The 23,682-nt window shown below is 33.6% G+C and carries 25 protein-coding genes and 1 riboswitch; of the genes, 18 read left to right on the forward strand and 7 right to left on the reverse strand.

The window, feature by feature from the left end; genetic code table 11:
* Positions 1-879 precede the first annotated feature (879 nt).
* From SLH48_RS02205 to SLH48_RS02215, 3 genes are all read left to right on the forward strand, one after another.
* Positions 880-2,772 (forward strand): LTA synthase family protein, encoded by a 1,893-nt coding sequence (locus tag SLH48_RS02205; protein WP_320256853.1) that lies wholly within the window; start codon positions 880-882, stop codon positions 2,770-2,772.
* A gap of 413 nt (positions 2,773-3,185) precedes the next feature.
* Positions 3,186-4,379 (forward strand): M14 family metallopeptidase, encoded by a 1,194-nt coding sequence (locus SLH48_RS02210; protein ID WP_320256854.1) that lies wholly within the window; start codon positions 3,186-3,188, stop codon positions 4,377-4,379.
* A 77-nt stretch (positions 4,380-4,456) separates the two neighbouring features.
* Positions 4,457-5,590 (forward strand): hypothetical protein, encoded by a 1,134-nt coding sequence (locus SLH48_RS02215; RefSeq protein ID WP_214480252.1) that lies wholly within the window; start codon positions 4,457-4,459, stop codon positions 5,588-5,590.
* A gap of 228 nt (positions 5,591-5,818) precedes the next feature.
* Here the strand turns inward: SLH48_RS02215 and SLH48_RS02220 are convergent, their stop codons facing one another.
* Together SLH48_RS02220 and SLH48_RS02225 are read right to left on the reverse strand one after the other, a co-directional pair.
* Positions 5,819-5,995: a DUF2759 domain-containing protein gene (locus tag SLH48_RS02220; protein WP_214480445.1), complete on the reverse strand. Its 177-nt coding sequence runs from the start codon at positions 5,993-5,995 to the stop codon at positions 5,819-5,821.
* An 87-nt stretch (positions 5,996-6,082) separates the two neighbouring features.
* Entirely contained in the window at positions 6,083-6,565 is a 483-nt protein-coding gene (locus SLH48_RS02225) for a hypothetical protein (RefSeq protein WP_320256855.1), read from the reverse strand.
* Between the two features lie 101 nt (positions 6,566-6,666).
* Between SLH48_RS02225 and SLH48_RS02230 the strand changes: the two genes are divergently transcribed.
* Both SLH48_RS02230 and SLH48_RS02235 read left to right on the forward strand, forming a co-directional pair.
* Positions 6,667-7,302: an MBL fold metallo-hydrolase gene (locus SLH48_RS02230; RefSeq protein ID WP_214480444.1), complete on the forward strand. Its 636-nt coding sequence runs from the start codon at positions 6,667-6,669 to the stop codon at positions 7,300-7,302.
* Positions 7,303-7,306: 4 nt separating this feature from the next.
* Positions 7,307-8,434, forward strand: coding sequence for a class I SAM-dependent methyltransferase (locus SLH48_RS02235; protein WP_320256856.1), 1,128 nt, complete (start codon positions 7,307-7,309; stop codon positions 8,432-8,434).
* A gap of 137 nt (positions 8,435-8,571) precedes the next feature.
* On the opposite strand, the gene SLH48_RS02240 is transcribed toward SLH48_RS02235, so the two are convergent.
* Together SLH48_RS02240 and SLH48_RS02245 are read right to left on the reverse strand one after the other, a co-directional pair.
* Positions 8,572-8,814, reverse strand: a complete 243-nt coding sequence (locus tag SLH48_RS02240) for a DUF2626 domain-containing protein (protein ID WP_214480250.1) — start codon at positions 8,812-8,814, stop codon at positions 8,572-8,574.
* Between the two features lie 85 nt (positions 8,815-8,899).
* Positions 8,900-9,601, reverse strand: a complete 702-nt coding sequence (locus SLH48_RS02245; RefSeq protein WP_320256857.1) for a helix-turn-helix transcriptional regulator — start codon at positions 9,599-9,601, stop codon at positions 8,900-8,902.
* Positions 9,602-9,960: 359 nt separating this feature from the next.
* On the opposite strand from SLH48_RS02245, the gene comGA reads away from it, so the two are divergent.
* The 10 genes from comGA to SLH48_RS02290 all read left to right on the forward strand — a co-directional run bounded on the left by comGA (position 9,961) and on the right by SLH48_RS02290 (position 15,728).
* Complete coding sequence (gene comGA / locus SLH48_RS02250) at positions 9,961-11,034, forward strand: competence type IV pilus ATPase ComGA (protein WP_320256858.1); 1,074 nt, start codon at positions 9,961-9,963, stop codon at positions 11,032-11,034.
* Positions 11,018-12,052, forward strand: coding sequence for a competence type IV pilus assembly protein ComGB (gene comGB / locus SLH48_RS02255; RefSeq protein ID WP_320256859.1), 1,035 nt, complete (start codon positions 11,018-11,020; stop codon positions 12,050-12,052). The genes comGA and comGB overlap by 17 nt, the downstream gene beginning before the upstream one ends.
* 25 nt (positions 12,053-12,077) lie before the next feature.
* On the forward strand, positions 12,078-12,383 hold the full coding sequence (gene comGC / locus SLH48_RS02260; RefSeq protein ID WP_320256860.1) for a competence type IV pilus major pilin ComGC: 306 nt from the start codon (positions 12,078-12,080) through the stop codon (positions 12,381-12,383).
* A complete protein-coding gene (comGD, locus tag SLH48_RS22425; RefSeq protein ID WP_413785384.1) occupies positions 12,373-12,816 on the forward strand; it encodes a competence type IV pilus minor pilin ComGD in 444 nt (147 codons plus the stop codon). Before comGC ends, comGD begins: the two co-directional genes overlap by 11 nt.
* Positions 12,800-13,132, forward strand: coding sequence for a competence type IV pilus minor pilin ComGE (comGE, locus tag SLH48_RS02265; protein WP_320256861.1), 333 nt, complete (start codon positions 12,800-12,802; stop codon positions 13,130-13,132). Before comGD ends, comGE begins: the two co-directional genes overlap by 17 nt.
* Complete coding sequence (gene comGF, locus SLH48_RS02270; protein ID WP_320256862.1) at positions 13,111-13,566, forward strand: competence type IV pilus minor pilin ComGF; 456 nt, start codon at positions 13,111-13,113, stop codon at positions 13,564-13,566. The genes comGE and comGF overlap by 22 nt, the downstream gene beginning before the upstream one ends.
* A gap of 1 nt (position 13,567) precedes the next feature.
* Entirely contained in the window at positions 13,568-13,954 is a 387-nt protein-coding gene (gene comGG, locus SLH48_RS02275) for a competence type IV pilus minor pilin ComGG (RefSeq protein ID WP_320256863.1), read from the forward strand.
* Between the two features lie 108 nt (positions 13,955-14,062).
* Positions 14,063-14,578, forward strand: a complete 516-nt coding sequence (locus SLH48_RS02280; RefSeq protein WP_320256864.1) for a shikimate kinase — start codon at positions 14,063-14,065, stop codon at positions 14,576-14,578.
* Between the two features lie 22 nt (positions 14,579-14,600).
* A complete protein-coding gene (locus tag SLH48_RS02285) occupies positions 14,601-14,789 on the forward strand; it encodes a YqzE family protein (RefSeq protein WP_214480241.1) in 189 nt (62 codons plus the stop codon).
* Positions 14,790-15,173: 384 nt separating this feature from the next.
* Positions 15,174-15,728, forward strand: a complete 555-nt coding sequence (locus SLH48_RS02290; protein ID WP_320256865.1) for a hypothetical protein — start codon at positions 15,174-15,176, stop codon at positions 15,726-15,728.
* A gap of 249 nt (positions 15,729-15,977) precedes the next feature.
* On the opposite strand, the gene SLH48_RS02295 is transcribed toward SLH48_RS02290, so the two are convergent.
* Complete coding sequence (locus SLH48_RS02295; protein ID WP_320256866.1) at positions 15,978-16,790, reverse strand: YqhG family protein; 813 nt, start codon at positions 16,788-16,790, stop codon at positions 15,978-15,980.
* Complete coding sequence (locus tag SLH48_RS02300; RefSeq protein ID WP_214480238.1) at positions 16,768-18,468, reverse strand: DEAD/DEAH box helicase; 1,701 nt, start codon at positions 18,466-18,468, stop codon at positions 16,768-16,770. Before SLH48_RS02300 ends, SLH48_RS02295 begins: the two co-directional genes overlap by 23 nt.
* Positions 18,469-18,705: 237 nt before the next feature.
* A riboswitch (glycine riboswitch) is annotated at positions 18,706-18,797 on the forward strand.
* 344 nt (positions 18,798-19,141) lie between these two features.
* On the opposite strand from SLH48_RS02300, the gene gcvT reads away from it, so the two are divergent.
* The 3 genes from gcvT to gcvPB are packed head-to-tail and all read left to right on the forward strand — an operon-like array spanning position 19,142 to position 23,073.
* Positions 19,142-20,248, forward strand: a complete 1,107-nt coding sequence (gene gcvT / locus SLH48_RS02305; protein WP_320256867.1) for a glycine cleavage system aminomethyltransferase GcvT — start codon at positions 19,142-19,144, stop codon at positions 20,246-20,248.
* Between the two features lie 28 nt (positions 20,249-20,276).
* Positions 20,277-21,623, forward strand: a complete 1,347-nt coding sequence (gene gcvPA / locus SLH48_RS02310; protein WP_320256868.1) for an aminomethyl-transferring glycine dehydrogenase subunit GcvPA — start codon at positions 20,277-20,279, stop codon at positions 21,621-21,623.
* Complete coding sequence (gcvPB, locus tag SLH48_RS02315) at positions 21,616-23,073, forward strand: aminomethyl-transferring glycine dehydrogenase subunit GcvPB (RefSeq protein ID WP_320256869.1); 1,458 nt, start codon at positions 21,616-21,618, stop codon at positions 23,071-23,073. The genes gcvPA and gcvPB overlap by 8 nt, the downstream gene beginning before the upstream one ends.
* Positions 23,074-23,245: 172 nt before the next feature.
* On the opposite strand, the gene SLH48_RS02320 is transcribed toward gcvPB, so the two are convergent.
* Positions 23,246-23,569: a rhodanese-like domain-containing protein gene (locus SLH48_RS02320; RefSeq protein ID WP_320257149.1), complete on the reverse strand. Its 324-nt coding sequence runs from the start codon at positions 23,567-23,569 to the stop codon at positions 23,246-23,248.
* Between the last annotated feature and the right edge of the window lie 113 nt (positions 23,570-23,682).

Genomic DNA, 23,682 nt, shown 5'->3' on the forward strand with positions numbered 1-23,682 from the left:
GGGAAAACGCAAAGGTTGACACATGGTCAACCTTTTTTTGTTTCTCCTTTATTACATTGATTAATGCTTTACAAACTGAAAATTGAACCTAGTATCTTAGTGCTCATAGCATCTTTTTTACAAAACGGTTGAGTAAAACGACTTTTTTTCACCTAGAAAGGAGTCCATTGTTTTCATTTATGTGACAACATTGTAAGGAAAATGACATCTATAACGATAGAAGATGTAATACAAGTATATTACACTCATTATAGATAGTTGAATGTCGATGTGTTAGATATACCCATTGACAAGAAGAGTAAGACAAAGTATTGTATATTCTGTACTATAACTATTAGTACACATTTAACTTTCTTTAAAGGATTAGAGTTACAGTTCATTTATATTCAGTTGAATTTGCATTTCTTACTAACATTGATTCTCGTTAACTTGTCATGTTTATTATACTTAGGCTATTTTTTATAACCTTTGTTAACTGTTAAGTAGAAGGATGTTATGTTTTTAGATTTGACCGTTGATAAGAACAGCTACCACGAACGCTTTTATGTCATTGTATGGCTACACACAAGTTAGCGCAGCAACAGCGGAAATAGCGCAACATAAAAGCTGTAGAAAGATGGTTCATCTAGGTTGTGTTATTATTGGAACAATTCTGAATATAAAAGTACATGAAACTTTTTGTTAGTTCATTCGTCTAATTATAGTAACCGGTGAATAAGATAAAAAGATTATTTTAACAGTAGATAGTTAATTTTAATTTGCATTTTAGTAAAAAAAGTATTAAGATAACCATTAGTTGTTTTTGTTAATAGCCTATAAATGTAAAAAAATACAAAAAATTTTCCATTAGATATGCAATGATCTAGGGAGGAATTCAGTATGAAAAAATCATCATTGTCAAAAATGTCTATAATTCTTATAGCAACAGTTTTATTATGGATTAAGACATATATTGTCTATAAAACTAGTTTTGATATTAAAATTGAATCTTGGAAGCAAGAATTTATTCTTTTTATAAACCCATTAAGCTTTTTACTCATTGTATTTGGTATAGCACTGTTTATTAAAGAAAAAAGACGTAATCGATATATTCTTATTACGAGTTTTATTGTTTCATTTATCCTATTCGCAAATGTAATGTATTATCGAGAGTTTACAGATTTTATTACGATACCTTTACTCTTTCAAGCTAATAATCTAGCAGATTTAGGTAATAGTATCTTTGAGTTATTACATGTGACTGACATTTTTATGTTTGTAGATGTGCTCATCTTATATTTCATTATGCGTAAAAACAATATACGTACATCACTAACAACTTTTACAAACAGAGAACGTAGGGCATATTTTTTAATGGTCGCAGCAGTTGTATTTTTTAACTTAGGTCTTGCAGAAACAGAACGTCCTCAGTTGTTAACCCGTACATTTGATCGTGAAATGCTTGTGAAAAATATCGGGTCGTACAATTATCACATATATGATCTTGTGTTAACGTCAAAAACAAAAGCACAAAGAGCATTTGCAGACAGCAGTGAATTTGTTGAAATTGAGAACTATTTAAATGCAAATTACACAGAGCCAGATGAAGACCTTTTTGGCATAGCAAAGGATCGCAATGTCATTATGGTTTCAATGGAATCTTTGCAAAGCTTTGTGATTAACGAAACAATTAATGGCGAGGAAATTACACCATTTTTAAATGATTTAATTGAAGAAAGCTATTACTTTGATAATTTTTACCATCAGACAGGTCAAGGGAAAACATCTGATGGAGAATTTTTAGTTGAAAACTCGTTATATCCTTTAGGTAGAGGAGCTGTTTTCTTCACGAATGCTGAAAACGAGTTCCGTGCAACACCAGAGATTTTAAAAGAAGAAGAAGATTATTATTCCGCAGTTTTTCATGCAAATAATAAAAGCTTTTGGAATCGTGATGTTATTTATCCTAACCTTGGATATGACCGTTACTTTTCATTAGTAGATTACGATGTGAACGAAGAAAATTCAATTGGTTGGGGATTGAAAGATATTGAGTTTTTTGATCAATCTGTTGAGAAGCTTAAAACATTACCTCAACCGTTTTATACAAAATTTATTACGTTAACAAATCATTTCCCATTTGAGCTAGATGAAGAAGATAAAATGGTAGATGAATTTACGTCAAACAGTCGTACACTTAATCGTTATTTCCCAACGGTAAGATATATGGATGAATCATTGAAAAGCTTTGTTGAACAATTAAAGCAAGAAGGTTTATATGAAAATTCTATTCTCGTGTTTTATGGTGATCATTATGGTATTTCAGAAAACCATAATAAAGCGATGGGTGAGTTTTTAGAGAAGGACATCACACCGTTAGATGTCGTACAATTACAAAAGGTTCCATTCATTATTCATATACCGGGTGTGACTGATAAAAATCCAGAAATGATTTCTAAAGTAACAGGTCAACTTGACGTGAAGCCAACACTTCTGCATTTATTAGGTGTCGATACGAAGGATGATGTGCACTTCGGATCTGATATTTTCTCAGAAGATAAACTAGATTTTATTGTGCTTAGAGATGGAAGCTTTATTACTGAAGATTATGTATATACAAAATCTACATGCTATGATAAAGAGACAGGCGAAGAGACGGATGGTTCTAAGTGTGAGCCTTATGAAGAAAAAGCGAAGCAGGAGCTAGAGTACTCTGATAACATTGTCTACGGGGATTTATTAAGGTTTTACGATGGAACATCTTATAATGAAAATTTAACAGAAGAAAAATAGTAATGAGCTTATTAAACACCGAATGAAATACTAAACGCTATGGCCATATGAAGTTGGTCATAGCGTTTTTATTCATGTTTTACTATTGATACTCATATTGTTGTATTAGGCTGTTTTCACATTCGTTATAGCTTCCCTTACTACAATTATCACGTATAACTAGTTCTTATGGCATTTTTTCTTCTATAAACAATGACATTCCCATAAAAGCTTTTCTCAATAAACGAATGTAGTTCAACACGATAACAAGTTTAAAAAAGGCTATTTCCACACTAATAAATAAACACGGACACGTCTATAATATATCTTTTCATGATAGTCACATAAAACTTCTTTTCACTGTGGTAATTTCGTATAAACACAAAATGTACGAAAAGAGCCTTGTGGTAACAAGATATAAGGAGGAATTACTATTGAAAGTTCTGGTAAGAAAAGGTGATACATTATGGTATTTCAGCCAATTATTTCAGATTCCTCTGCAACTTATCATTGATTCCAATCCACATAAGAAGCCTAATATTTTGTCTATTGGAGATGAGGTGAAAATACCAGGCTTTACTTTAAGACCATATACAATTAAACCAGGGGACATGTATTGGAATATTGCGCATAGGTTTAATTTAGCAACCGATGCCTTATTACTCGTAAATCAACACGTAAATCCGAATAAGTTAAATATTGGCCAACAAATTTATATTCCTATTTTCATTTCAAATGGTGTCATCCATACTAATACCTTATACGATTATCAAGCATTGGTTAGAGATATTAATAAACTATGTAAGGCATACCCATTTATTAAATTAAATGAAGCTGGGAAATCAGTATTAAATTCAAACATACCCGAACTTATCATTGGCAGAGGTCCAAAAAAAGTTCATTGGAACGGTTCTTTTCATGCGAATGAATGGATAACAACAGCTATAATTATGCAATTTTTAAATGAGTATCTGTTATCACTCACAAATAGTGGGTACATTCGTGGAATTTTAACACAGAAGTTATATGATTCAGTTATGCTGTCAGTTGTCCCAATGGTAAATCCTGATGGTGTCAATCTTGTCATTAACGGCCCACCAAACCAAATGCCTTATAAAACTGAAGTAGTTCAAATAAATAACGGAAGTATGAATTTTTCTGATTGGAAAGCAAATATTAGAGGTGTTGACCTTAATAATCAATATCCAGCAAATTGGGAAATTGAAAAAGAACGTAAAAAGCCAAAGGCACCAGCTCCTCGAGATTATCCTGGTGATGCCCCATTAACAGAACCTGAAGCAATAGCAATGGAAAAACTAACAGAAATCCGCAATTTTGACAGAGTGCTAGCATTCCATACACAAGGAGAAGAGATTTATTGGGGATATGAAGGTTATGAGCCTCCATACTCAGAAGCAATTGTAAAAGAATTCGTTAGGGCGAGTGGATATAAAGCGGTACGGTACGTTGATAGCCACGCAGGCTACAAAGATTGGTTTATCCAAGAGTGGAGAAGATCAGGTTTTACTATAGAACTTGGAAGAGGAATAAATCCATTGCCGTTATCTCAGTTTGATGAAATTTATAATAAAACGGTTGGAATCTTTCTAGCTTCTATGTATATGTGATTTTTAAGTTTTCTTCTTGAAATGAAACCATTCACGCATCATAATCGTATATACAAGTAGGTGAGGTGAACGATAATATGCGTTGGTTTTGGTTTGTTTTTTCTTTAATCATAGTTGTAACAGTGGTTACTGGTTGTTTTATAAATAATGGTACAAAAACGATAGATAAACAACCTTCATTAAGATTTGTAAATGATCTAACTAAAGGGAAAATAGACCAGTTGTATACACCCAATTCAGCAATTCAACCAATTGATGTTGATGAACGCAGTATTCAAACGGTTGGGGATTGGTACGATGATACGACGATATTGTATATTACTAACGAGAATGAAGGTTCTACTGTGTATAAGCACAATATCTACTCAGGGAAAAAGGAACAACTATATAAGAGTAGCTCAGAAATTTCAACAATAAAAGGGAACCATAATCAAAGTTATTTCTTGCTACATACTTTACCGACTACGTATGAGGCAGAGCTTGTTATTGTTGATAAGGAAGGGAAAGAGGTATTCAAGTGGGCTACAGGTTCTTACGAATTAAACTATGAATGGAACCCTTATAACCCTGAGCTATTATATGTAACGACTTTTTTTGCTGATTGGTCCTTTGAAACTTATTTGTTAAATGTTTCTAAACAGAGTGTTCAAGAAAATACAATAGATATACCATTTATTCAATGGGCTGGAATTGAAGAAGTTACATATTTAAAGTGGAACCAAGATGAACCATCTTACTCGGCACCTTTATATGAACAAAACCTACAAACGAAACAAGGACGGCATTTGATAGAGGATGTTTCGATGTATGCCACTACAAATAATCTCTTAATGACAATTACAACAGATGGTGACAGCATTGCTTATTATTCCTTTTATCAAGTTAGTCCTATTAACAAAATGACCCAAATGGAAATTCCGCTGTTAGCTCTTTATTCACAATGGTTTTTCCCTTATTTTGACTTTATTGAAAGTAAGGATGAATTTATCACGTTTGCTCCATACGGTAGTGGTAATTATGATAGCTATCACGATGATTTTGAGTTAATTACCTATTCCGTACTAACTGGTGAAAAAAAATCAATCTTGTCAAATATAGCAAATCTACCGATTAATATGTCGCCAAATGGTGAGCTTTGTTTGTATGGATACTATAATGAAAAAATTATTAATCTTAATGACAAAAATATCTATGAACTTGTTCAGCTATAATAAGTTTTCTGCGAGTAATTTCTTTTATATAAAGGCTGTTTTCGCATAAATTATTGTTTTTCGTAATAATAAAATACACATGTATTCAACTAGATTTCGTGTCATATTTTCTTCTATAGCCCGATATTTTTATCTTCTAATTAGGGAGTATAACAACAAAGTTTACGCGAAAAAATAAAAAACCATCGATTTACTTGATCGATGGTTTAATTATTTTGTTAGCTCTTTTTAGTGGGCAACTGCAGGGTAGCCATGATTAATAACCGTCATCACAGTAAAGAAACCAAATACAGCGACTGTTCCAAAAGCAAAAAAGAATCCTAGGAAATTTTTGTTTTTAAGTGAGCTAACAACTCCAATTGCTGCCAAAATTGTAACTAACCCAAATATGAAGACAAGTCCCATCTGTACCATCTTTGTGCCTCCTTTAGATCTTATTAGCTTATATGTAAAGGCTCAAAACATTCCTATTATATTTTAATCGTTTTCATCTTATTTGTCGAGATGAAAAAATGACACTTCTATGTCATAAGCTTTAGCGATACCACATATTAACTCGATGTGTTGTTTATCAACAAAATATATGATCTTCTGGCCATCCTCGATTGCAACCACAAACTCATTTATTTCTATTAATGCCATTTCAATTTGTTGTGGTTTACCACTTTTCACGGTAAAGGGAGAAACCATATCTTTGTATATATAGTATTTACCTTTTTCAGATATAAATCCATAATCAGTAAAAATAGTAGTTGGTATTATTTTTTCTGCATGATATAAAACGTACTCTTCTATATCATAATCATATGTTAATAAATATTTTTTCGCTAATATAGCATCTTCTGAATCAGAAAAAAGTAACAGCTGTTGATCAAAATCAAAAGTGGTAATGTTACTTATTATTGCTGTTATTTCTAATAAATGAGTAGAGTCATCTACTTCTTCCGGCATTTCTACTCCATAATATGTGATCAATTTCTACACTCCTTAAAAGTCAACCTTATTTCGATCTTTCTGAGCATCTTTAATTAGTGTAAAATAAGATTAGAATGACTGCAATGGAGGAATACAAAATGATGAATTGGGAGCAAATTCCGCTAGGTCCCTTACAAACAAATGCTTACATCCTTAGAAATGAACAAAATGAGTGTATTATCTTTGATCCAGGAAGTGAAGGAGATTCATTTAATGAATTATTAACAAGAAAATCTCTGCAGCCTTTAGCAATTGTTCTTACCCATGCACATTTTGATCATATAGGTGCTGTTGAAGATGTAAGAAAAAAGTGGGGTGTCCCTGTTTATATCCATAAAGCTGAACAAGATTGGCTTACAAATGCTTCATTGAATGGTTCAGCATTTTTTTCATTAGGCGCTGTTGTTTGTGATAGACCTGCTGACGTAATCATTGACAAGGAACAACAACTAACGATCGGATCATTTCATTTTACTGTTTTTGAAACACCAGGGCATTCTCCTGGAAGTTTATCATTTTATTGTGAAAGTATTAAGACGGTTTTTTCTGGTGATACACTCTTTGCTGGTAGTATAGGGCGTACTGATTTACCTGGTGGAGACCATCAGCAATTACTGGATAGCATTCATGCAAAATTATTATCTCTTCCTGAAGATACGATTGTGCTACCTGGTCATGGACCAGAAACGACAATAGAAATTGAAATGAGTAGCAATCCTTTTTTAAACGGGTTTTAATACTATGGTGAATATGAACACTATTATTAAAGATGCGATTAGTTCAAGTCCAAACAAGATGATTTCTTTTGCACAATTTATGGAATTAGCATTGTATCATCCTAATTATGGTTATTATATGCGAGAACAAACTAAGATCGGTAAGAAAGGTGATTTTATAACGAGTAGTAATATTTCGAATGTTTTTGCTGTCTTGTTTACTAATATATTTATTGATTTAGTTGAACAGCAAAAAGTGTCCCCAACAATTGTTGAAATTGGTGGAGGCAGTGGTCGATTTGCAAAATCGGTACTAGAAGAATGGAAAGAAAGATCTCCCCAGACGTATGAGCAACTTACATATATATTGATTGAAACTAGTCCATATCATCGTGAGCTGCAAAGGCAGCTGCTCATAAATGAACAAGATAAAGTGATTCAGTTTGAACATCTTCAACAGTTCTGTGAAAATCACCCTTTTTATCAGGGGATTGTTTTTACGAATGAATTATTCGATGCTTTTCCAGTTGAAGTAATTGAAAAACGTAATGAGGAATTACATGAGGTTATGGTGACACTAAATGATGACAACGAAATCGAAGAATACTACGTACCGCTTTCAAATAAAGAAATTATCAAATATTTAGAAGAACAGAACATTGAATTAACTAATGGTCAACGCTTTGAAATTCCGTTGCAGATGAAAAGTTTTATCCACCAGCTTAGTAGCAATCTAGAACAAGCGGTTGTATATACTGTGGATTATGGCTATACACATAAAGAATGGCAACATCCTGCTCATATGAGAGGAAGTCTTAGAGGATACCACCGTCATCAGCTCATTAATAATCCTCTATTAAACCCAGGAAATATGGACATCACGTCACACGTTCATCTTGATGCCGTTAAATATTACTACCGTAAGGCTGGATTTACCGACGTCGCTATGTTGAGGCAGGATCAATTTCTGCTTGAGGCTGGTATATTACAATATTTACAAGACAATAATGATACGAATCCTTTTTCTGAAGTTAGCAAAAGAAATCGTGCGATAAGAAGTTTAATTTTAGATGGCGGGATAAGTTCATATTTTCACGTCATCATGATGCAAAAAAACATGGATATAGCTTGGGAAAAAAACTATATGTGTTAAAAATTATAGGTATACTTCTACATTGGGTTGTATCTTTAGTATGTGGAAGTATTCTAAAACCTTAAATGAAAAAGTTCGTTATAATCAGAACAAAAAGCGATGGAAAACCATCGCTTTTTGTTCTTGATTATAATCTCTTAATGTCCTGCGCCAGGTACCATAAAGAATGTAGTATAGTATGTGAAGCCCGCGAAAAAAATTGTTAAGTAAGCACCAAATATATAAAGATACATGCGCTCAGTTAGTTTTAAATAACCTAAAATAATAAAGAAGGCCGTTTGAGCGAAGAAAAGCAATGCTACTTCATCCATGTGACCAATATAAAACATAACAGCAAATATACCTGTCCAAAAACCTAATACACGAAACATACGATCCATATGTATAAGTCCCTCCTTTATCCCCTTATATTCCACTTACATATTATAATGTACAATTCAGGCGATTGTAAACATAAGATTGATACTAGTTTGTGACTTTGACTTGATATGAACAAGAGTCACAGCCGTGAATAATATTATCTTTTTCGATTAGTTTTACATTATTGAATAATACTTCGAACATTCCATGTAAAAAAGCATAATGCATGCCACAAATAGCGTCAGTATGTTTATCAGCTAGTTCTTTAAATGGACAATTGAAGATTTGGAAAAAGATGATCGTTCTATCTTCATTATGCTCAAATTCAGGGTGAAAACCTAAAGTAGTAGCAGAATCTTTTAGTATTTTCAACTTATGTTCGAATGACAGTGCTGTAGTTTGTGTGTCATTTGGGTGAAGCTGTGAATCGATTATTTCTTGACCGAATGCTTTCCCTGTATCAAATAATGCTTCTTTTCCAGCCTCACCTAGTTTCATCATTGATTGTATGGCTACTTTTGCTAATAATTGATAATCGCGAAATGGGAAAAAAAGTTGTACCACATCATCAGATAAACGATATAAACGACTTGGTCTACCACCTTTTCCCGTCTTCTTTGCCTCTGAAACAAGCATGTTAACATCTTCTAACTTAGACAAGTGGAGACGTGCGACATTTGGATGAATTTTAAACTCATCAGCAATTTCTTGAACTGTAACCTCGCTATGTCTTTTAGTTATATATTGATAGATGTAATAACGAGTAGGATCAGATAATACATTCGTAATTTTTAAAGTTTGTTCCATACAATTCACTCCTAACAATGGAATCTTAATTCCATTATAATACAGGCGTATATACATTTAAATGTTATTTACGTGGTAAACATTAGTTGTTCTAAATTGTTCACAATTTGTTGATTATTTTGTTATTATTGACAGATCAAGCTTATTTATTTACGTTGATTGTGGAGTGAACAAGATAGCTATTTATCGTTCAACTTCTAAAGGTGAAGCTCTTCTCTTGTTGGTGCTTACATAATAAGCTAAGCTGGAGCATCCGATAGTTAAATTTACATCTTAATTTTATAAGGAAAAAAAGAAGGGAAATGGAGATTTATGTAGAAATATGTTTATGAACCAATATAAAAAGGAGGTCGATACATTTGCCAGCGATTGAACGAATTGGTGATCGCTTATTAACTGAAGCCCAACACTTGGGAGTATCTGATATTCACTTTATGCCTCGAAAGAAAGATGCTCTAATTCAATTTCGGCTAGACAACGAACTAACAGCAAAGGAAATGATAAGTAAATCAACTTGTGAACGATTAATAGCACATTATAAATTTCTTGCAGGAATGGACATTGGTGAAAGACGAAGGCCGCAAAATGGTGCATTATCAATGATTATTAATAGCAAAAGCCTTCAACTTCGGCTATCAACCTTACCTACGATTAATAATGAAAGCCTCGTTATTCGATTATTACCTTCAGATTCATTTTATCCACTCAACTTTTTAACCCTTTTCCCTAATACGACAAAAAAACTAATTTCTTTACTAAAGCATGCTCATGGGTTAATCATTTTTACAGGTCCAACTGGATCGGGGAAAACAACCACATTATATTCTTTACTTCATTCATCCCAACACCTAATAAATCGGAACATTATTACGCTTGAAGATCCAATTGAAAAAAGGAGTGATAAAGTCATCCAAGTACAGGTGAATGAAAAGGCAGGTATCACATACTCAAATGGTCTAAAGGCGATACTACGACATGATCCTGATGTAATTATGGTTGGAGAGATTCGAGACGCAGAAACTGCCAAAATTGCTGTCCGAGCATCACTTACAGGACATCTAGTGTTAACCACTATGCATACAAGAGAAGCGAAAGGCGCCATTTATAGGCTGTTAGAATTCGGTGTTCCATTACAAGACATATCTCAAACTCTAATTGCAATTACCGCTCAAAGGTTGGTGAACATTAAATGTCCATTTTGTGCTGGGGAGTGTTCGAGATATTGTAAAACGTTACGCACATATAGGAGAACGAGTATTAGTGAGTTTGTGTACGGGAAAGTATTAACAAAAATGATTGATGAAGCTAAGGGTGATTCAGTAGACTATAGTTATAAAAAAATGAAAGATATCATTAGTAAAGCAATAGCTCTTGGATTTATCTCTACTAAAGAATTCGATAAATGGGTATACAAAGATGAAATCGAAAAATAAATGGAATTTGAAACAACAAGCCCAATTTTGTCGAAGGTTAGGTGAGTTGCTAGAGAAAGGGTATACGTTATCTCAAGGTATTGAGTTCCTCACTTTACAATTGTCAAAATCACAACAAGAAGATTTACAATATTGCATAGGAAAGATGAAAGAAGGTTACTTACTTCACGAGGTATTAGAGCATTTATCCTTTCATAGGGACTTACTAAGCTATTTATACTTTTCTGAGCAACAAGGTGAATTAGCAAAAGCATTGCTCGAAGGCAGTTCAATTATAGCCAAAAAAGACGCATATTATAAAAAGTTTATTAAGGTTATTCGTTACCCTGTGTTTCTAATCGTCGTAGTGTCGTTATTATTTGTGGCAGTGCAACAAGTATTATTGAATCAATTTGACCAATTAAATCAATCAATGAAATTAACAAAAACTACTTTCTCAACTATACTGCATAATGTGTACGCAATTACACCTTATATTTTTTTAACTGGATTGTGTGGCCTTATCTTATCGTTAGCGTTTTACTTTACCTTCTTCAAGAAACAATCTCCTATTTTACAAATGAATATCATTTGTAAGATACCGTTCCTTCATTCATCAGTAGCACAAATAAACTCCCAATATTTTTCTTTTCAATTAAGTACTTTACTTAGTGGTGGCCTATCCATTAATGAAGCACTGTTAATTTTTGAGCAGCAGTATCATTTAGCATTTTTTCAGATAGAAGCAGCTCGTATTCGTCAGCAGCTAACTTCAGGTGAATGCTTAGAGGCAATTATTAAATCCAGACCCTATTTCGAGAAAGAATTAGCCTTAGTTATTTCTCACGGACAATCCAATGGAAACCTTGCAAATGAATTGTATCATTATAGTCAATATACATTACTAAGAATCGAAGAAAAAGTGATGTCGTTTTTAAATATTTTACAACCAGCACTTTTTATAAGTGTAGGTATGATCGTTGTGTTCATTTATTTAGCTATCATGATTCCAATGTTTCAGTTAGTTAAAGCTTTATAGTATGTGTGAAAGAGAGGAGATAATGATGGATGAAAGAGGTTTTACGTTAATCGAGATGTTAATTGTCCTTATGGTAATTTCAGTGCTATTAATTATAACAATACCTAATATTACTAAACATAGTAAAGTGATAAACGAAAAAGGGTGTAATGCATTAATAAATATGGTACAAGCTCAGGTGAAAGCTTATGAGATTGAACATGAAACGATTCCGACAATAACTGAACTTTTAGAAGAAGGATATATTACGACAAATACGTGCCCAGGTGGAAATGTTATAGAAGTGGGTATCGATGGTAGTGTGAAGGAAGGTGATGTGACTGAAGAATGACAATGAGCGGGGTTATACATTAATAGAAGTAATAATTGTATTAGCTATTGTCTCTATTATGGCTTCCGTTTCAGTTCTACAAATTAATCCTGTTATTGAAAAAAGAAAGATGGCACATTTTTTTGCCCAATTAGAAAATGATATTTTTTACGCTCAAATTTATGCATTGAGCAATCACAAAAGCATAACACTTCTTTTCTCAAATCAGCATTCAACATATTATGTTCTTTCTAATGGTATGAGCTCTCCTATCATACAACGCTCATTTGACAAAAGTTTAAACATTGAAAAAGGAACATTAGGGTTAAGTATATCTTTTCGTAATAATGGTGCTATAAGTAAAGCAGGCACATTAATTGTAAATCATCGTAATAAGAAATATAAAGTTGTTTTTTTGCTAGGAAAGGGAAGGTTTTATGTTCAAGAATTGTAATGGTTTTTCTATGATTGAACTATTAATATCCTTAAGTATATGGCTCCTTCTGCTCCTCATATTATTACCTCCGCTAACTCATATTGTTCAGGAACGAAAAAATATTCAGTTGATCAATACTGCTAATCACATTGTATCGAATAGACTTCAAATTTATCATACAGAATCGTATTTTATAGACGAGCAAATTGAGGTTAGCAATTATAAGTTCACAGTTGCTTGGGAAGACGCAAATGAATTTTTAGCTAAAGTATGTGTATCGTATATAGATTTTCGAAAGGAAGAAAAGAAAAGGTGTGGTTATACAAACAAATAATTCGAACTGCTAAAGGTTTTACGCTCATTGAGGTTTTGTTATCACTAGCTATTTTTTTATTAATTGTTGCATTTTTACCTACTATGATATCTATTATTTATCCAAATTATGACAATGATGATCAAATCAATAAGCAAGAATGGGAATTATTTTTACAACAAGCGCGTATTGAATTGAGAGAAGCAATTGCTATAAATGTAAATTCCAATACATTATATTTAACGACTAGTCACCAAAAAACGATTTCCTATGAACAGTACAAGACTATACTTAGGCGTAGGGTAGATGAGACAGGCCATGAAGTGTTAATACAAAACATTTCCTCTGTCATCTTTCGTCCTGTTACAGAAGGTATTATTATCCAAGTTATCGATCTTAGTGGTGAATTATACGAAGAGCGAATTTCTTCCATGGTAACTCTGGAGGTGCCTTAACGTGAAAAAGAATAATGAACATGGTTTTATTTTTCCAGTTACGTTAGTTATGAGCCTGTTATTTTTTTTAGTGCTACTTCATCAAATAGAAATGTATGTAGTAGAAAAAAACTTTTACCATGAAATAGAACAACTTTATATACTAGAAAACATTATGCAAATGGCTACTACAGATATTTTAAAGGACATTCATGACAATGCTCACCCTATTCGAAATAAAATATACACATATCCAAATGGACAAGCAATGTACTCAAAAGAACAAATTGAGGAAGGTATGCTTAAAATATCGATTGAATGTAAAACAATACAAAAACGTCTTTACAATGCCTTCTTTATTTATGAATTAGAAGAGGGTAGAATAATAAAATGGGTAGAAAACCGTTAGTGAACTCGTACAAAAAACTCAAATATTTTCGGCAATTAAGGAGGAAGTATTACAGCATTACATTAACTACATTATAATTTAAATACTTTATTACTGTGGGGGGAGAAAATGAAAGCAGTTATCTTAACAGGCTTCATGGGTGCTGGAAAAACTACTGTAGGAAAACGTTTAGGGGAAGAGTGGAAGTTACCAGTCATTGATACTGATGATTACATTGAAAAAAAAATGGGTAAAAAAATTAGTGAAATTTTTGAAGAGGATGGAGAGGATACGTTTCGTCAATATGAAAGAGAATTGCTACCTACACTACCAATAGAAAATGTTGTGATTACTACAGGTGGCGGAATCGTTATTCAAGAAGAAAATCGTAAATGGATGAATGAAAATGGTTTTGTTGTTTATTTACATTGTGATCTAGATCAGATTATTTCAAGAATAGAAGGGGACTCATCTAGACCGTTAATGAAAAATAACAAAGAACAGATTGAACAGATATTGACAACAAGACTTCCATTTTACAAAGATTGTAATGTGACAATTGATACAACAAACAAAAGTATAGCGCAAATTATAGATGAAATTAATTTAGAGGTTAAAAAAAGCATAGGAGGAGATAATAAGTAGTAGATGGTAGGAGGTGTAGCTGTTGTCTACTAATGATTATGTAAAATACGTTACCCAACAAATTGTTAGTTATATTGATCAACCGAAGGAAGAAAGAAAAAAATACCGTCAGAAACGAAAAAATGAGCGTACTTCTTTTGGAAATCGATGGTTTGGTGTTTTGCCTTTCGCATTTTCGATGTTTGTTCACAGGAAGATAAAGACGAAGTAAACCCTCGACATTAAATGCTGTTTATTCTATTAGGGAATATAACTAGCGTTCGTGGCATCTTTTCTTTTGTAACATGATGACTAACATATAAAGCAATTTTTTATAGTATAAACTTGGCGGTAATAGCAACAAAGTTTTTGAAAAAGCCTATACAGATAGCATAAGTGTTACACGCATATATGTGTATGTGATAGTTCTGAAAAATTGAATATGTTTGGATTAGAACATCTTCACTTATGAAGGTGTTCTTTTTAGAGTTGAAAATGATAGTGAATTGAATGAAAAAAGTATAGCTAATTAGTCATCTATCCCTTACATTGTATATTCGTCCTGCATTTACTACTTATATATGACAGTATTTTTTATTTAAGGAGGGTATATGGGGTGATTCAAAAGGGTGACAAAGTGGTAATGCATAGTTGTGACGAGGCATTTAAACATAACGGTAAAATTTGGACTTGTAGAACTGATGAATATGAACGACATGGAGAAAGACTTGTTTTTCTAAAAAATTATAGTGGCTGCTTCCCTATTGAGTATCTACAGAAGGTATATCTTAAATCAGAAAAACGAGAGCTGCTAAATAAATTAAACGAACAACAAGAAAAACTTGAAAGGCTAAAAGAGCAGTTAGACTGCTCTGTTGATGCTGCTACTGATTTTTTTGACGATAAAAGTTTTTATAAACATGAGTTGGAAAAAGCAAAAAGGGAAATTAAACATTTAACTGAAGAAAACATTAAACTTAAAAGGGAAATTAAATATTTAACTGAAGAAAACATTAAACTTAAAAGAGAAAGCAAGCATTACAATAAAAAGCAGAATGTGGAAGAGGAAAAAAATGACGTTCAGCCGGAGAAATATTTTACAGATAAAGATAATAAGAAACAAAAAAAAGAATCAAGAAAACAAGCGCTGGAAGAATATTTTGATAAGTAACCTTTAACGTGAGGCTGTTACTATATAGTTTAGGTAGGATGAACGTTGTTGCTATTGAAATTGATTTATAACAACAAATAAGTTTATGCAATTTACTTCATTGTAAATGCGAAAAGAACATACGTGAGCTTGATTTATACGTTTTTATTTCTTAATTTCTAAATAAAACAATCAATGAAAAAAATACCATTTATTATAAGTACATTCTAAACACATATAGCCATTTGTTTTTGATGCTATAACATGACGTTATGCATCTTTTTTAATGTTGGACGTTTGTCTAAGGTAAAATAAGCCTCCGTTTATTACTTTTACATTTATTGTAGGTTCGTATTGTTCCTGTAGTGCTCTTTTTTCTGTTTCATAACAATCAGGCTTTTCTTCTACGTCTTCATAAAAGTGATTTAATAGTGATAAATCCTCATTCCATCTTTCATGTGCTTCATCAGCCCAAGAATGATCTTCTTGTTCAATCGTGTAATTAATATGTTGCTTCAATCGTACTAGTCCACTTTGTGGCATAATAAGTGGTGACATGGTAAAGCATAGGTCAGGTATTTTAGGTGTTAACCGAAGTTTATTTAATTGCTCTTGGAAATTTGTTACTATCATGCCATTAATCATATGAAGACCTAAAGAATAGATATAGTCACGTTTGCGATCACATTCGTACGATATTAGCACATTGATACCTATCCAAGGATAGAGAGGGATACTTGAATGGTTTGGTGATGTCACGTCATCTTCATATAAACGAATGTACCCCGCTAATTTTTGTAGCGAGGCAAAGATCTGATGTAAACGAGGCGAACCAAAATGGACAACCTCACCTTTTTTTGTCGTTGAAGCTTTGCTCTGATCCGTAATGAGTGTAAGCTTCATTGGATTTGGTATCCCTCCTGTTTTCTCTAAATAATGCCAATAAAATGGTCTGTTCATCAATTCTTTATCAAGATCAACTGATAATTGTACAGTTAAATAGCCATTTTCATTTTCAATAACATGACAATCGTTTGATGTGAAAAAATGGTATAAAAAATTATGAATTTCCTGTTGATGCATGATTTTCCCTCACTTCATTATTAATGTGTTCAGCAAATTGTATGGCTGATGTTAAGTTATCCATTTTAATTTTCATTTCTCCTTCGCTTCTTGAGTTGAATAAAATATCTTGTAGCTGGTCCTCTAAATTTTTTATGTCTAATCTTGTCAGAATTTCATCTAGCTCGCCAACCACTCTTTCGAATAAATGTATTTTTTCATATAGTAGCTTTAACATATGTTCTTCTACAGTATGTTTAATAGCAAAATTATAAATAAATACATCATTTTCTTGACCGAGCCGATGTACTCGTCCAATTCTCTGCTCAAGGCGCATTGGATTCCAAGGTAAATCAAAATTTATAATATGGTTGCAAAATTGTAAATTTATCCCTTCTCCACCTGCTTCAGTTGCAATTAATACTTGGGCATGGTTTTTGAATAATTGTTGCATCCAATCTTTTTTACCTCTTTTAAAACCTCCTCTGAATGGAACTGATGATATACCGTGTTGCTGCAAAAACCATTGTAAATATAGTTGGGTGGCACGATATTCTGTGAAAATAATTACTTTATTATTTATGGACTTGATTAATTCCAAAGCTTTTATAGCTTTTGAATTTTGAGTAACTCCTTCTACCTTTTTAAGTAACTCTTCAATAAATAATGGTGGCTGAATAGGCTTGCCTTCTTCATCTTTTTTATTAAGCATATTTTTTAATGTATAAAATACAGCTTCGCGGCTACTGCATGCTTCTCGTTGTAACGTGATGATTGAAAATTGACTATTTATGTATAGATGACTATTTGTTCGTATATTATTTATAGAGTCATATAGTTCTTGTTCTTCATTCGTGAAATCAATCGGCACAGTTTGAACGTGCCTTTTCGGCCATTCAATACCAGTATCGCCTCGACGATTTCTGAGCATAACTTTATTTACAAGCTCTTTTAAATATTTATCATTTTCAACTGTGCGATTTTTAGCAGAAAAAGCTTGTTCAAAATATTCTTGATTACCTAAATGTCCTGGTTTAAGAAGCGAAACAAGGTTAAATATTTCTTCAATTTTATTTTGTATAGGTGTAGCCGTTAATAATAAACAAAACTTTTTCTTTAAATGCTGAACAAACTCATAGTTTTTTGTTTTATTGTTTTTTAATTTATGGGCCTCATCAATAATAATTAAATCATAGCTTTGCTCAAAGATAATCTCTCGATGTGGATTGCGTTTGGCTGTATCAATTGATGAAACAACAACATCACACTGCTCCCAAACATAACTTTTCTTTTGTTGAATTGCTGGAATGAAAAACTTCTCATTTAATTCTTTACACCATTGTGTAACGAGAGAGGCAGGTACTAAAATTAATACTTTCTTAACCAATCCACGGATCATGTACTCTTTTAAAATGAGTCCAGCTTCAATCGTTTTTCCTAAACCAACCTCATCAGCCAAGATCGCCTTGCCGTTCATTTTTTCTACAACCTGTTTTGCCACATCTAATTGATGAGGAAGAGGTGTGAGATTTGGTAAATGTTTAGGAGCTAGCAATCCATCAAATGTTGGAATTACAGAGTGTTCAGCTGCTTCAATTGCCAACTTATACAGGTTGTTATTTACCCATGGCCCATCATCGTTAATGAGTTTTAAAAAGTTTTCTTGCCAGGTTTCATCAAATTGAATATTAACTTTCATATGCTATGTCCCCCTTGTTATAAAAAGTTTCTTATTTCGGGGAAAATCATTGTTTTATATCGATTTGACTAAAAATCAGTATTGTAAGCGATTTACTTTAGCAAAACACGAACATTTAATCTTTTCCCGTCCTATAACGTTAGAAATATTATATTGCCGAATCAGGCCAACTAATGGTAGGATGATAGTATATTTTATTGTAGTATGTGCAAGTTTTAAAATTAATATTAAAAGCGAATGATGGTAGAGGGAGAGACTACGTATTTGTAGCGCCGAAGGAGCAAGCATTAATTTGTGAATCTCTCAGGCAAAAAGACTTCTACTTGACGCAACTCTGGAGAATGTTCTTCATTTTTTGCGACAGCAACGTATTACATAGCGAAAATGCTGAACTACCAAAGGGGCAAGCTTTATTGAACGAACAAAAATCGTATCAATAAGGTAAACTTTCAGGTACCAGGACAGAGATCTTCACAACTATGTTGTGGAGTTACTCTGTCTTTTTTTGCATGTGCATTTGGGTAACGTTTGGATGTCCAAGCGTTTAGCTATTCGAGGTTACTTCACCATATCACCTGAAGGTAAATGGCACCTTCAAGTATATGTCTCCAGTGCTTGTGGGGGATAAACAAGACGCTTACGCATTTAATTATTACAAAGGGGAGGAAATAATATGTCTCAATTAAAACGTACACCTCTATTTGAAGTATACGAACAATCTGGTGCTAAAACGATTGATTTCGGTGGCTGGGATTTACCAGTACAATTTTCTAGTATTTTAGAGGAACATGAAGCAGTACGAACACGTGCAGGACTTTTTGATGTATCGCATATGGGGGAAATCACTGTTAAAGGTGAAGGTAGTTTAGCATATTTGCAAAAAATGATGACAAATGATGTATCAAAGTTAAAGAATGGAAGTGCTCAATACACAGCAATGTGTTATGAAGATGGAGGAACGGTAGACGATTTATTAATATATAAAAAGTCTGATAACAATTTTTTGCTCGTTGTAAATGCAGCCAATATAACTAAAGATTATGAGTGGTTACAATCACACCTTTTCGGAGATGTTGTTCTAGAAAATATTTCAGAGAAAGTTGCACAGCTTGCTATACAGGGACCATTAGCAGAGAATGTTCTTCAAAAACTAACATCAACGAACCTACAAGACATTAAGTTTTTTAAATTTCTCGATAATGTAGATTTGAAAGGATACAAAGCCCTTGTTTCTCGAACAGGCTATACTGGGGAAGATGGGTTTGAAATATATTGCGATAACGAAGATTCTATCCATATTTGGAGAGAAATTCTTGAAGAAGGTAAGCTTGAGGGGATTCAGCCATGTGGGCTTGGAGCGCGTGATACACTTCGTTTTGAAGCTAATCTACCATTATATGGCCAAGAACTTTCAAAAGCTATTTCACCGTTGGAAGCTGGCATAGGCTTTGCTGTTAAAGTGAACAAAGATGTTGATCATTTTTTCGGGAAGCAGCGGTTAGTTGAGCAAAAAAATGAGGGTACAGTACGGAAGTTAGTCGGTATTGAAATGATTGACAAAGGCATTCCGAGACATGGTTATGATGTGTATGTAGGAGATGAAAGAATCGGTGAGGTTACTACTGGAACTCAATCACCAACTCTTAAAAAAAATGTTGGTCTCGCCTTGCTAAAAACTGAATTTACTGAACTAGGAACAGAGGTTGATGTTCAAGTTCGAAAACGAAAATTGAGAGCAAAAGTAGTTTCAACGCCTTTATATAAGCGTCCAAAAAAATAAGTACTTTATAGAATAGAGGGGTAAAGTTATGAAACATCGCTATTTACCAATGACTGAACATGATAAAAAAGAGATGCTTGAAGCTATTGGGGTCACCTCAATTGATGAACTTTTTAATGATATTCCAGAAGCTGTGCGATTTAATGGGGAATACAATATTAAACAAGCCTCTTCTGAACCTGAATTAACACGAGAAATGGCTGCACTTGCTGAAAAAAATGCCAATACACAAACGCATGCTTCGTTTCTAGGTGCAGGAGTTTATAGCCATTATATGCCAATTATAGTCGACCATGTTATTTCTCGATCAGAATTTTACACAGCTTATACACCATACCAACCAGAAATTTCTCAGGGAGAACTGCAAGCCATTTTTGAATTCCAAACGATGATTTGTGAATTAACAGGGATGGATGTAGCCAATTCTTCAATGTATGATGGCGGAACTGCACTTGCTGAAGCAGCTATGTTAAGTGCAGGACATACACGTAAGAAGAAAGTACTCGTTTCAAAGACGGTGCACCCTGAATCAATCGAAGTTTTGAAAACTTATGCTAAGGGGCAGCATATCGAAGTTGTTGAAATACCAACAAATAATGGTGTAACTGATGTCAGTGAACTAGCAAAAGAAATGGATGATACGGTTGCTTCAGTAATTGTACAATACCCTAATTTCTTTGGACAAATTGAGCCATTAAAAGAAATAGAAGAAATAACACATTCAGAAAAAAGTATGTTTGTGGTATCAAGTAATCCATTATCATTAGGGGCTTTAACACCACCAGGTGCCTTCGGGGCAGATATTGTCGTTGGTGATGCACAAGTGTTTGGCATACCTACCCAATATGGTGGTCCGCATTGTGGATATTTTGCGGTCACTTCGAAGCTTATGAGGAAAGTCCCTGGACGCCTTGTTGGTCAAACAGTGGATGAAGATGGACGTCGTGGCTTTGTTTTAACACTTCAAGCACGTGAACAACATATTCGTAGAGATAAAGCAACATCGAATATTTGTTCAAACCAAGCATTAAATGCATTAGCAGCCTCTGTTGCAATGACTGCGCTTGGGAAAAAAGGTGTTAAACATATGGCAACTCAAAACATACAAAAATCCCAATATGCAAAAAATCAACTTAAAGCACATGGCTTTGAAATAGCATTTGAAGGTCCTTTCTTTAATGAATTTGTCATTAAATTACCAAAATCAGTAAAAGAAATCAATCGTAGGCTATTAGATAAAGGGATTATCGGTGGATACGATTTAAGTAAAGATTTTGCTGAGCTAGAGAATCATATGTTAGTAGCGGTTACCGAACTACGTACTAAGGTAGAGATTGATACATTTGTGAAGGAATTGGGGGATGGCAATGAATAATCAAGAGCAACCATTAATTTTTGAGTTATCAAAGCAAGGGAGAATTGGTTACAGCTTACCAGATTTAGATGTTCCTAATATAAATGTTAATGATGTTTTACCTAGTGATTATATAAGGGTAGATGAGCCAGAGTTACCAGAGGTGTCCGAGTTAGACATTATGCGCCATTACACAGCTTTATCAAATCGGAATCATGGAGTTGATTCAGGGTTTTATCCACTAGGTTCTTGTACGATGAAGTATAATCCGAAAATTAATGAAAATGTGGCGAGATATAGTGGGTTTGCAAACATTCATCCTTTACAAGATGAGGGTACAGTACAAGGGGCACTTGAGCTCATGTATGATTTACAAGAGCATTTAGTAGAAATTACTGGGATGGATACTGTAACGTTACAGCCTGCAGCTGGTGCACATGGTGAGTGGACAGGGTTAATGATGATCCGTGCTTACCATGAAGCAAACAATGATTTTAATCGAACAAAGGTTATTGTACCAGATTCAGCTCACGGTACTAATCCTGCATCAGCAACAGTAGCAGGCTTGGAAACTGTAACAGTAAAATCTGATGACAATGGACTGGTTGACCTTGAAGATTTAAAGCGTGTTGTTGGACAAGATACTGCAGCATTAATGCTAACAAACCCAAATACTTTAGGACTATTTGAAGAGAATATTGTTGAAATGGCGGAGATTGTCCATGGAGCTGGAGGGAAGCTTTATTACGATGGTGCTAATTTAAATGCGGTATTAAGTAAAGCACGACCTGGCGATATGGGATTTGATGTTGTTCATTTAAATCTTCATAAGACATTTACAGGTCCGCATGGTGGAGGTGGACCAGGTTCAGGGCCAGTAGGAGTTAAAGAGGATTTGCTTCCTTTTCTACCAAAACCAGTATTAGTCAAAAGTGAAGCAGGTTTTACATTCGATTATGATCGCCCACAAGCTATTGGCAGAGTTAAACCTTTCTACGGAAATTTCGGAATTAATGTTCGTGCTTATACGTACATCAGATCTATGGGTCCTGACGGATTGAATGCAGTCACCGAATATGCTGTGTTAAATGCCAACTATATGATGCGACGTCTTGCACCACATTTTGATCTGCCTTTCGATAAGCATTGTAAGCATGAGTTTGTACTGTCTGGAAAACGTCAAAAAAAATTAGGCGTGCGTACACTTGATATCGCTAAGCGGTTGTTGGATTTTGGCTACCATCCACCTACAATTTATTTTCCATTAAATGTAGAAGAATGTATAATGATCGAGCCTACAGAAACGGAATCGAAGGAGACACTTGATGCTTTTATTGATGCGATGATTCAAATAGGAAAAGAAGCAGAGGAGAATCCCGAAATTGTTCAAGAAGCACCACATACAACAGTAGTAAAACGATTAGATGAAACAATTGCAGCCCGTAAGCCGATTTTAAGATATAAAAAATAACGAAAACAAAGGATTCACCAATCTCTGGTGAATCCTTTGTTTTTTCTTAAGCTCTTTTTGTAAACTAATGTTGCTATTGTTTCAAAGAGCAAAGGTGTAATGAACTAACTAATACTATACAAGAGATTTTGAAACAGCATGATTGAAAATTGTAGGTGTGTCTTACTTGTAGTTACTTTTTAACTTTAATTTTTCCAGACCATTTCTTAAATCCGCCTTTTAAATGGTAGAGGTCTTTAAATCCTTTTCTTCTCAATGTTTGTGCAGCTCTCCCACTTCTAATACTACTTTGGCAATATAAATATACAGGTTTGTCAGGTCTAAGTTCATTAATTCTCATTTTCAATTGTGACAATGGAATATTTCTAGCACCTAATATATGCCCACCCTCAAATTCATTTTGCTCACGTACATCTATTAATTGAGCTTTTCGATATCCCTCACGAAATTGCTCCTCAGTTAATGAAGTTAATATTCTTCTGCGGTATAGCGTCATAATTACAAAGTAAACGAGCACAGCACCAACGATAATTAATAATAGTTCCACGAGTAATCTACCCCTTTTCTTCTCTTTCTATCGACATACATTATTATATAAGGCTAGGCTTT

It is taken from the genome of Cytobacillus sp. IB215316, from assembly GCF_033963865.1.
GTDB classification, from domain to species: domain Bacteria; phylum Bacillota; class Bacilli; order Bacillales; family SM2101; genus Nanhaiella; species Nanhaiella sioensis.

Coding starts and splice junctions, on each gene's coding strand:
- SLH48_RS02280 (WP_320256864.1), top strand. CDS start 14,063: ATGAAAGCAGTTATCTTAACAGGCTTCATGGGTGCTGGAAAAACTACT.
- gcvPB (WP_320256869.1), top strand. CDS start 21,616: ATGAATAATCAAGAGCAACCATTAATTTTTGAGTTATCAAAGCAAGGG.
- SLH48_RS02320 (WP_320257149.1), bottom strand. CDS start 23,569: ATGACGCTATACCGCAGAAGAATATTAACTTCATTAACTGAGGAGCAA.
- SLH48_RS02300 (WP_214480238.1), bottom strand. CDS start 18,468: ATGAAAGTTAATATTCAATTTGATGAAACCTGGCAAGAAAACTTTTTA.
- SLH48_RS02240 (WP_214480250.1), bottom strand. CDS start 8,814: ATGGATCGTATGTTTCGTGTATTAGGTTTTTGGACAGGTATATTTGCT.
- SLH48_RS02215 (WP_214480252.1), top strand. CDS start 4,457: ATGCGTTGGTTTTGGTTTGTTTTTTCTTTAATCATAGTTGTAACAGTG.
- SLH48_RS02295 (WP_320256866.1), bottom strand. CDS start 16,790: ATGCATCAACAGGAAATTCATAATTTTTTATACCATTTTTTCACATCA.
- gcvPA (WP_320256868.1), top strand. CDS start 20,277: ATGAAACATCGCTATTTACCAATGACTGAACATGATAAAAAAGAGATG.
- SLH48_RS02205 (WP_320256853.1), top strand. CDS start 880: ATGAAAAAATCATCATTGTCAAAAATGTCTATAATTCTTATAGCAACA.
- SLH48_RS02245 (WP_320256857.1), bottom strand. CDS start 9,601: ATGGAACAAACTTTAAAAATTACGAATGTATTATCTGATCCTACTCGT.
- comGC (WP_320256860.1), top strand. CDS start 12,078: ATGGATGAAAGAGGTTTTACGTTAATCGAGATGTTAATTGTCCTTATG.
- gcvT (WP_320256867.1), top strand. CDS start 19,142: ATGTCTCAATTAAAACGTACACCTCTATTTGAAGTATACGAACAATCT.
- SLH48_RS02230 (WP_214480444.1), top strand. CDS start 6,667: ATGAATTGGGAGCAAATTCCGCTAGGTCCCTTACAAACAAATGCTTAC.
- comGE (WP_320256861.1), top strand. CDS start 12,800: ATGTTCAAGAATTGTAATGGTTTTTCTATGATTGAACTATTAATATCC.
- comGB (WP_320256859.1), top strand. CDS start 11,018: ATGAAATCGAAAAATAAATGGAATTTGAAACAACAAGCCCAATTTTGT.
- SLH48_RS02235 (WP_320256856.1), top strand. CDS start 7,307: ATGGTGAATATGAACACTATTATTAAAGATGCGATTAGTTCAAGTCCA.
- SLH48_RS02220 (WP_214480445.1), bottom strand. CDS start 5,995: ATGGGACTTGTCTTCATATTTGGGTTAGTTACAATTTTGGCAGCAATT.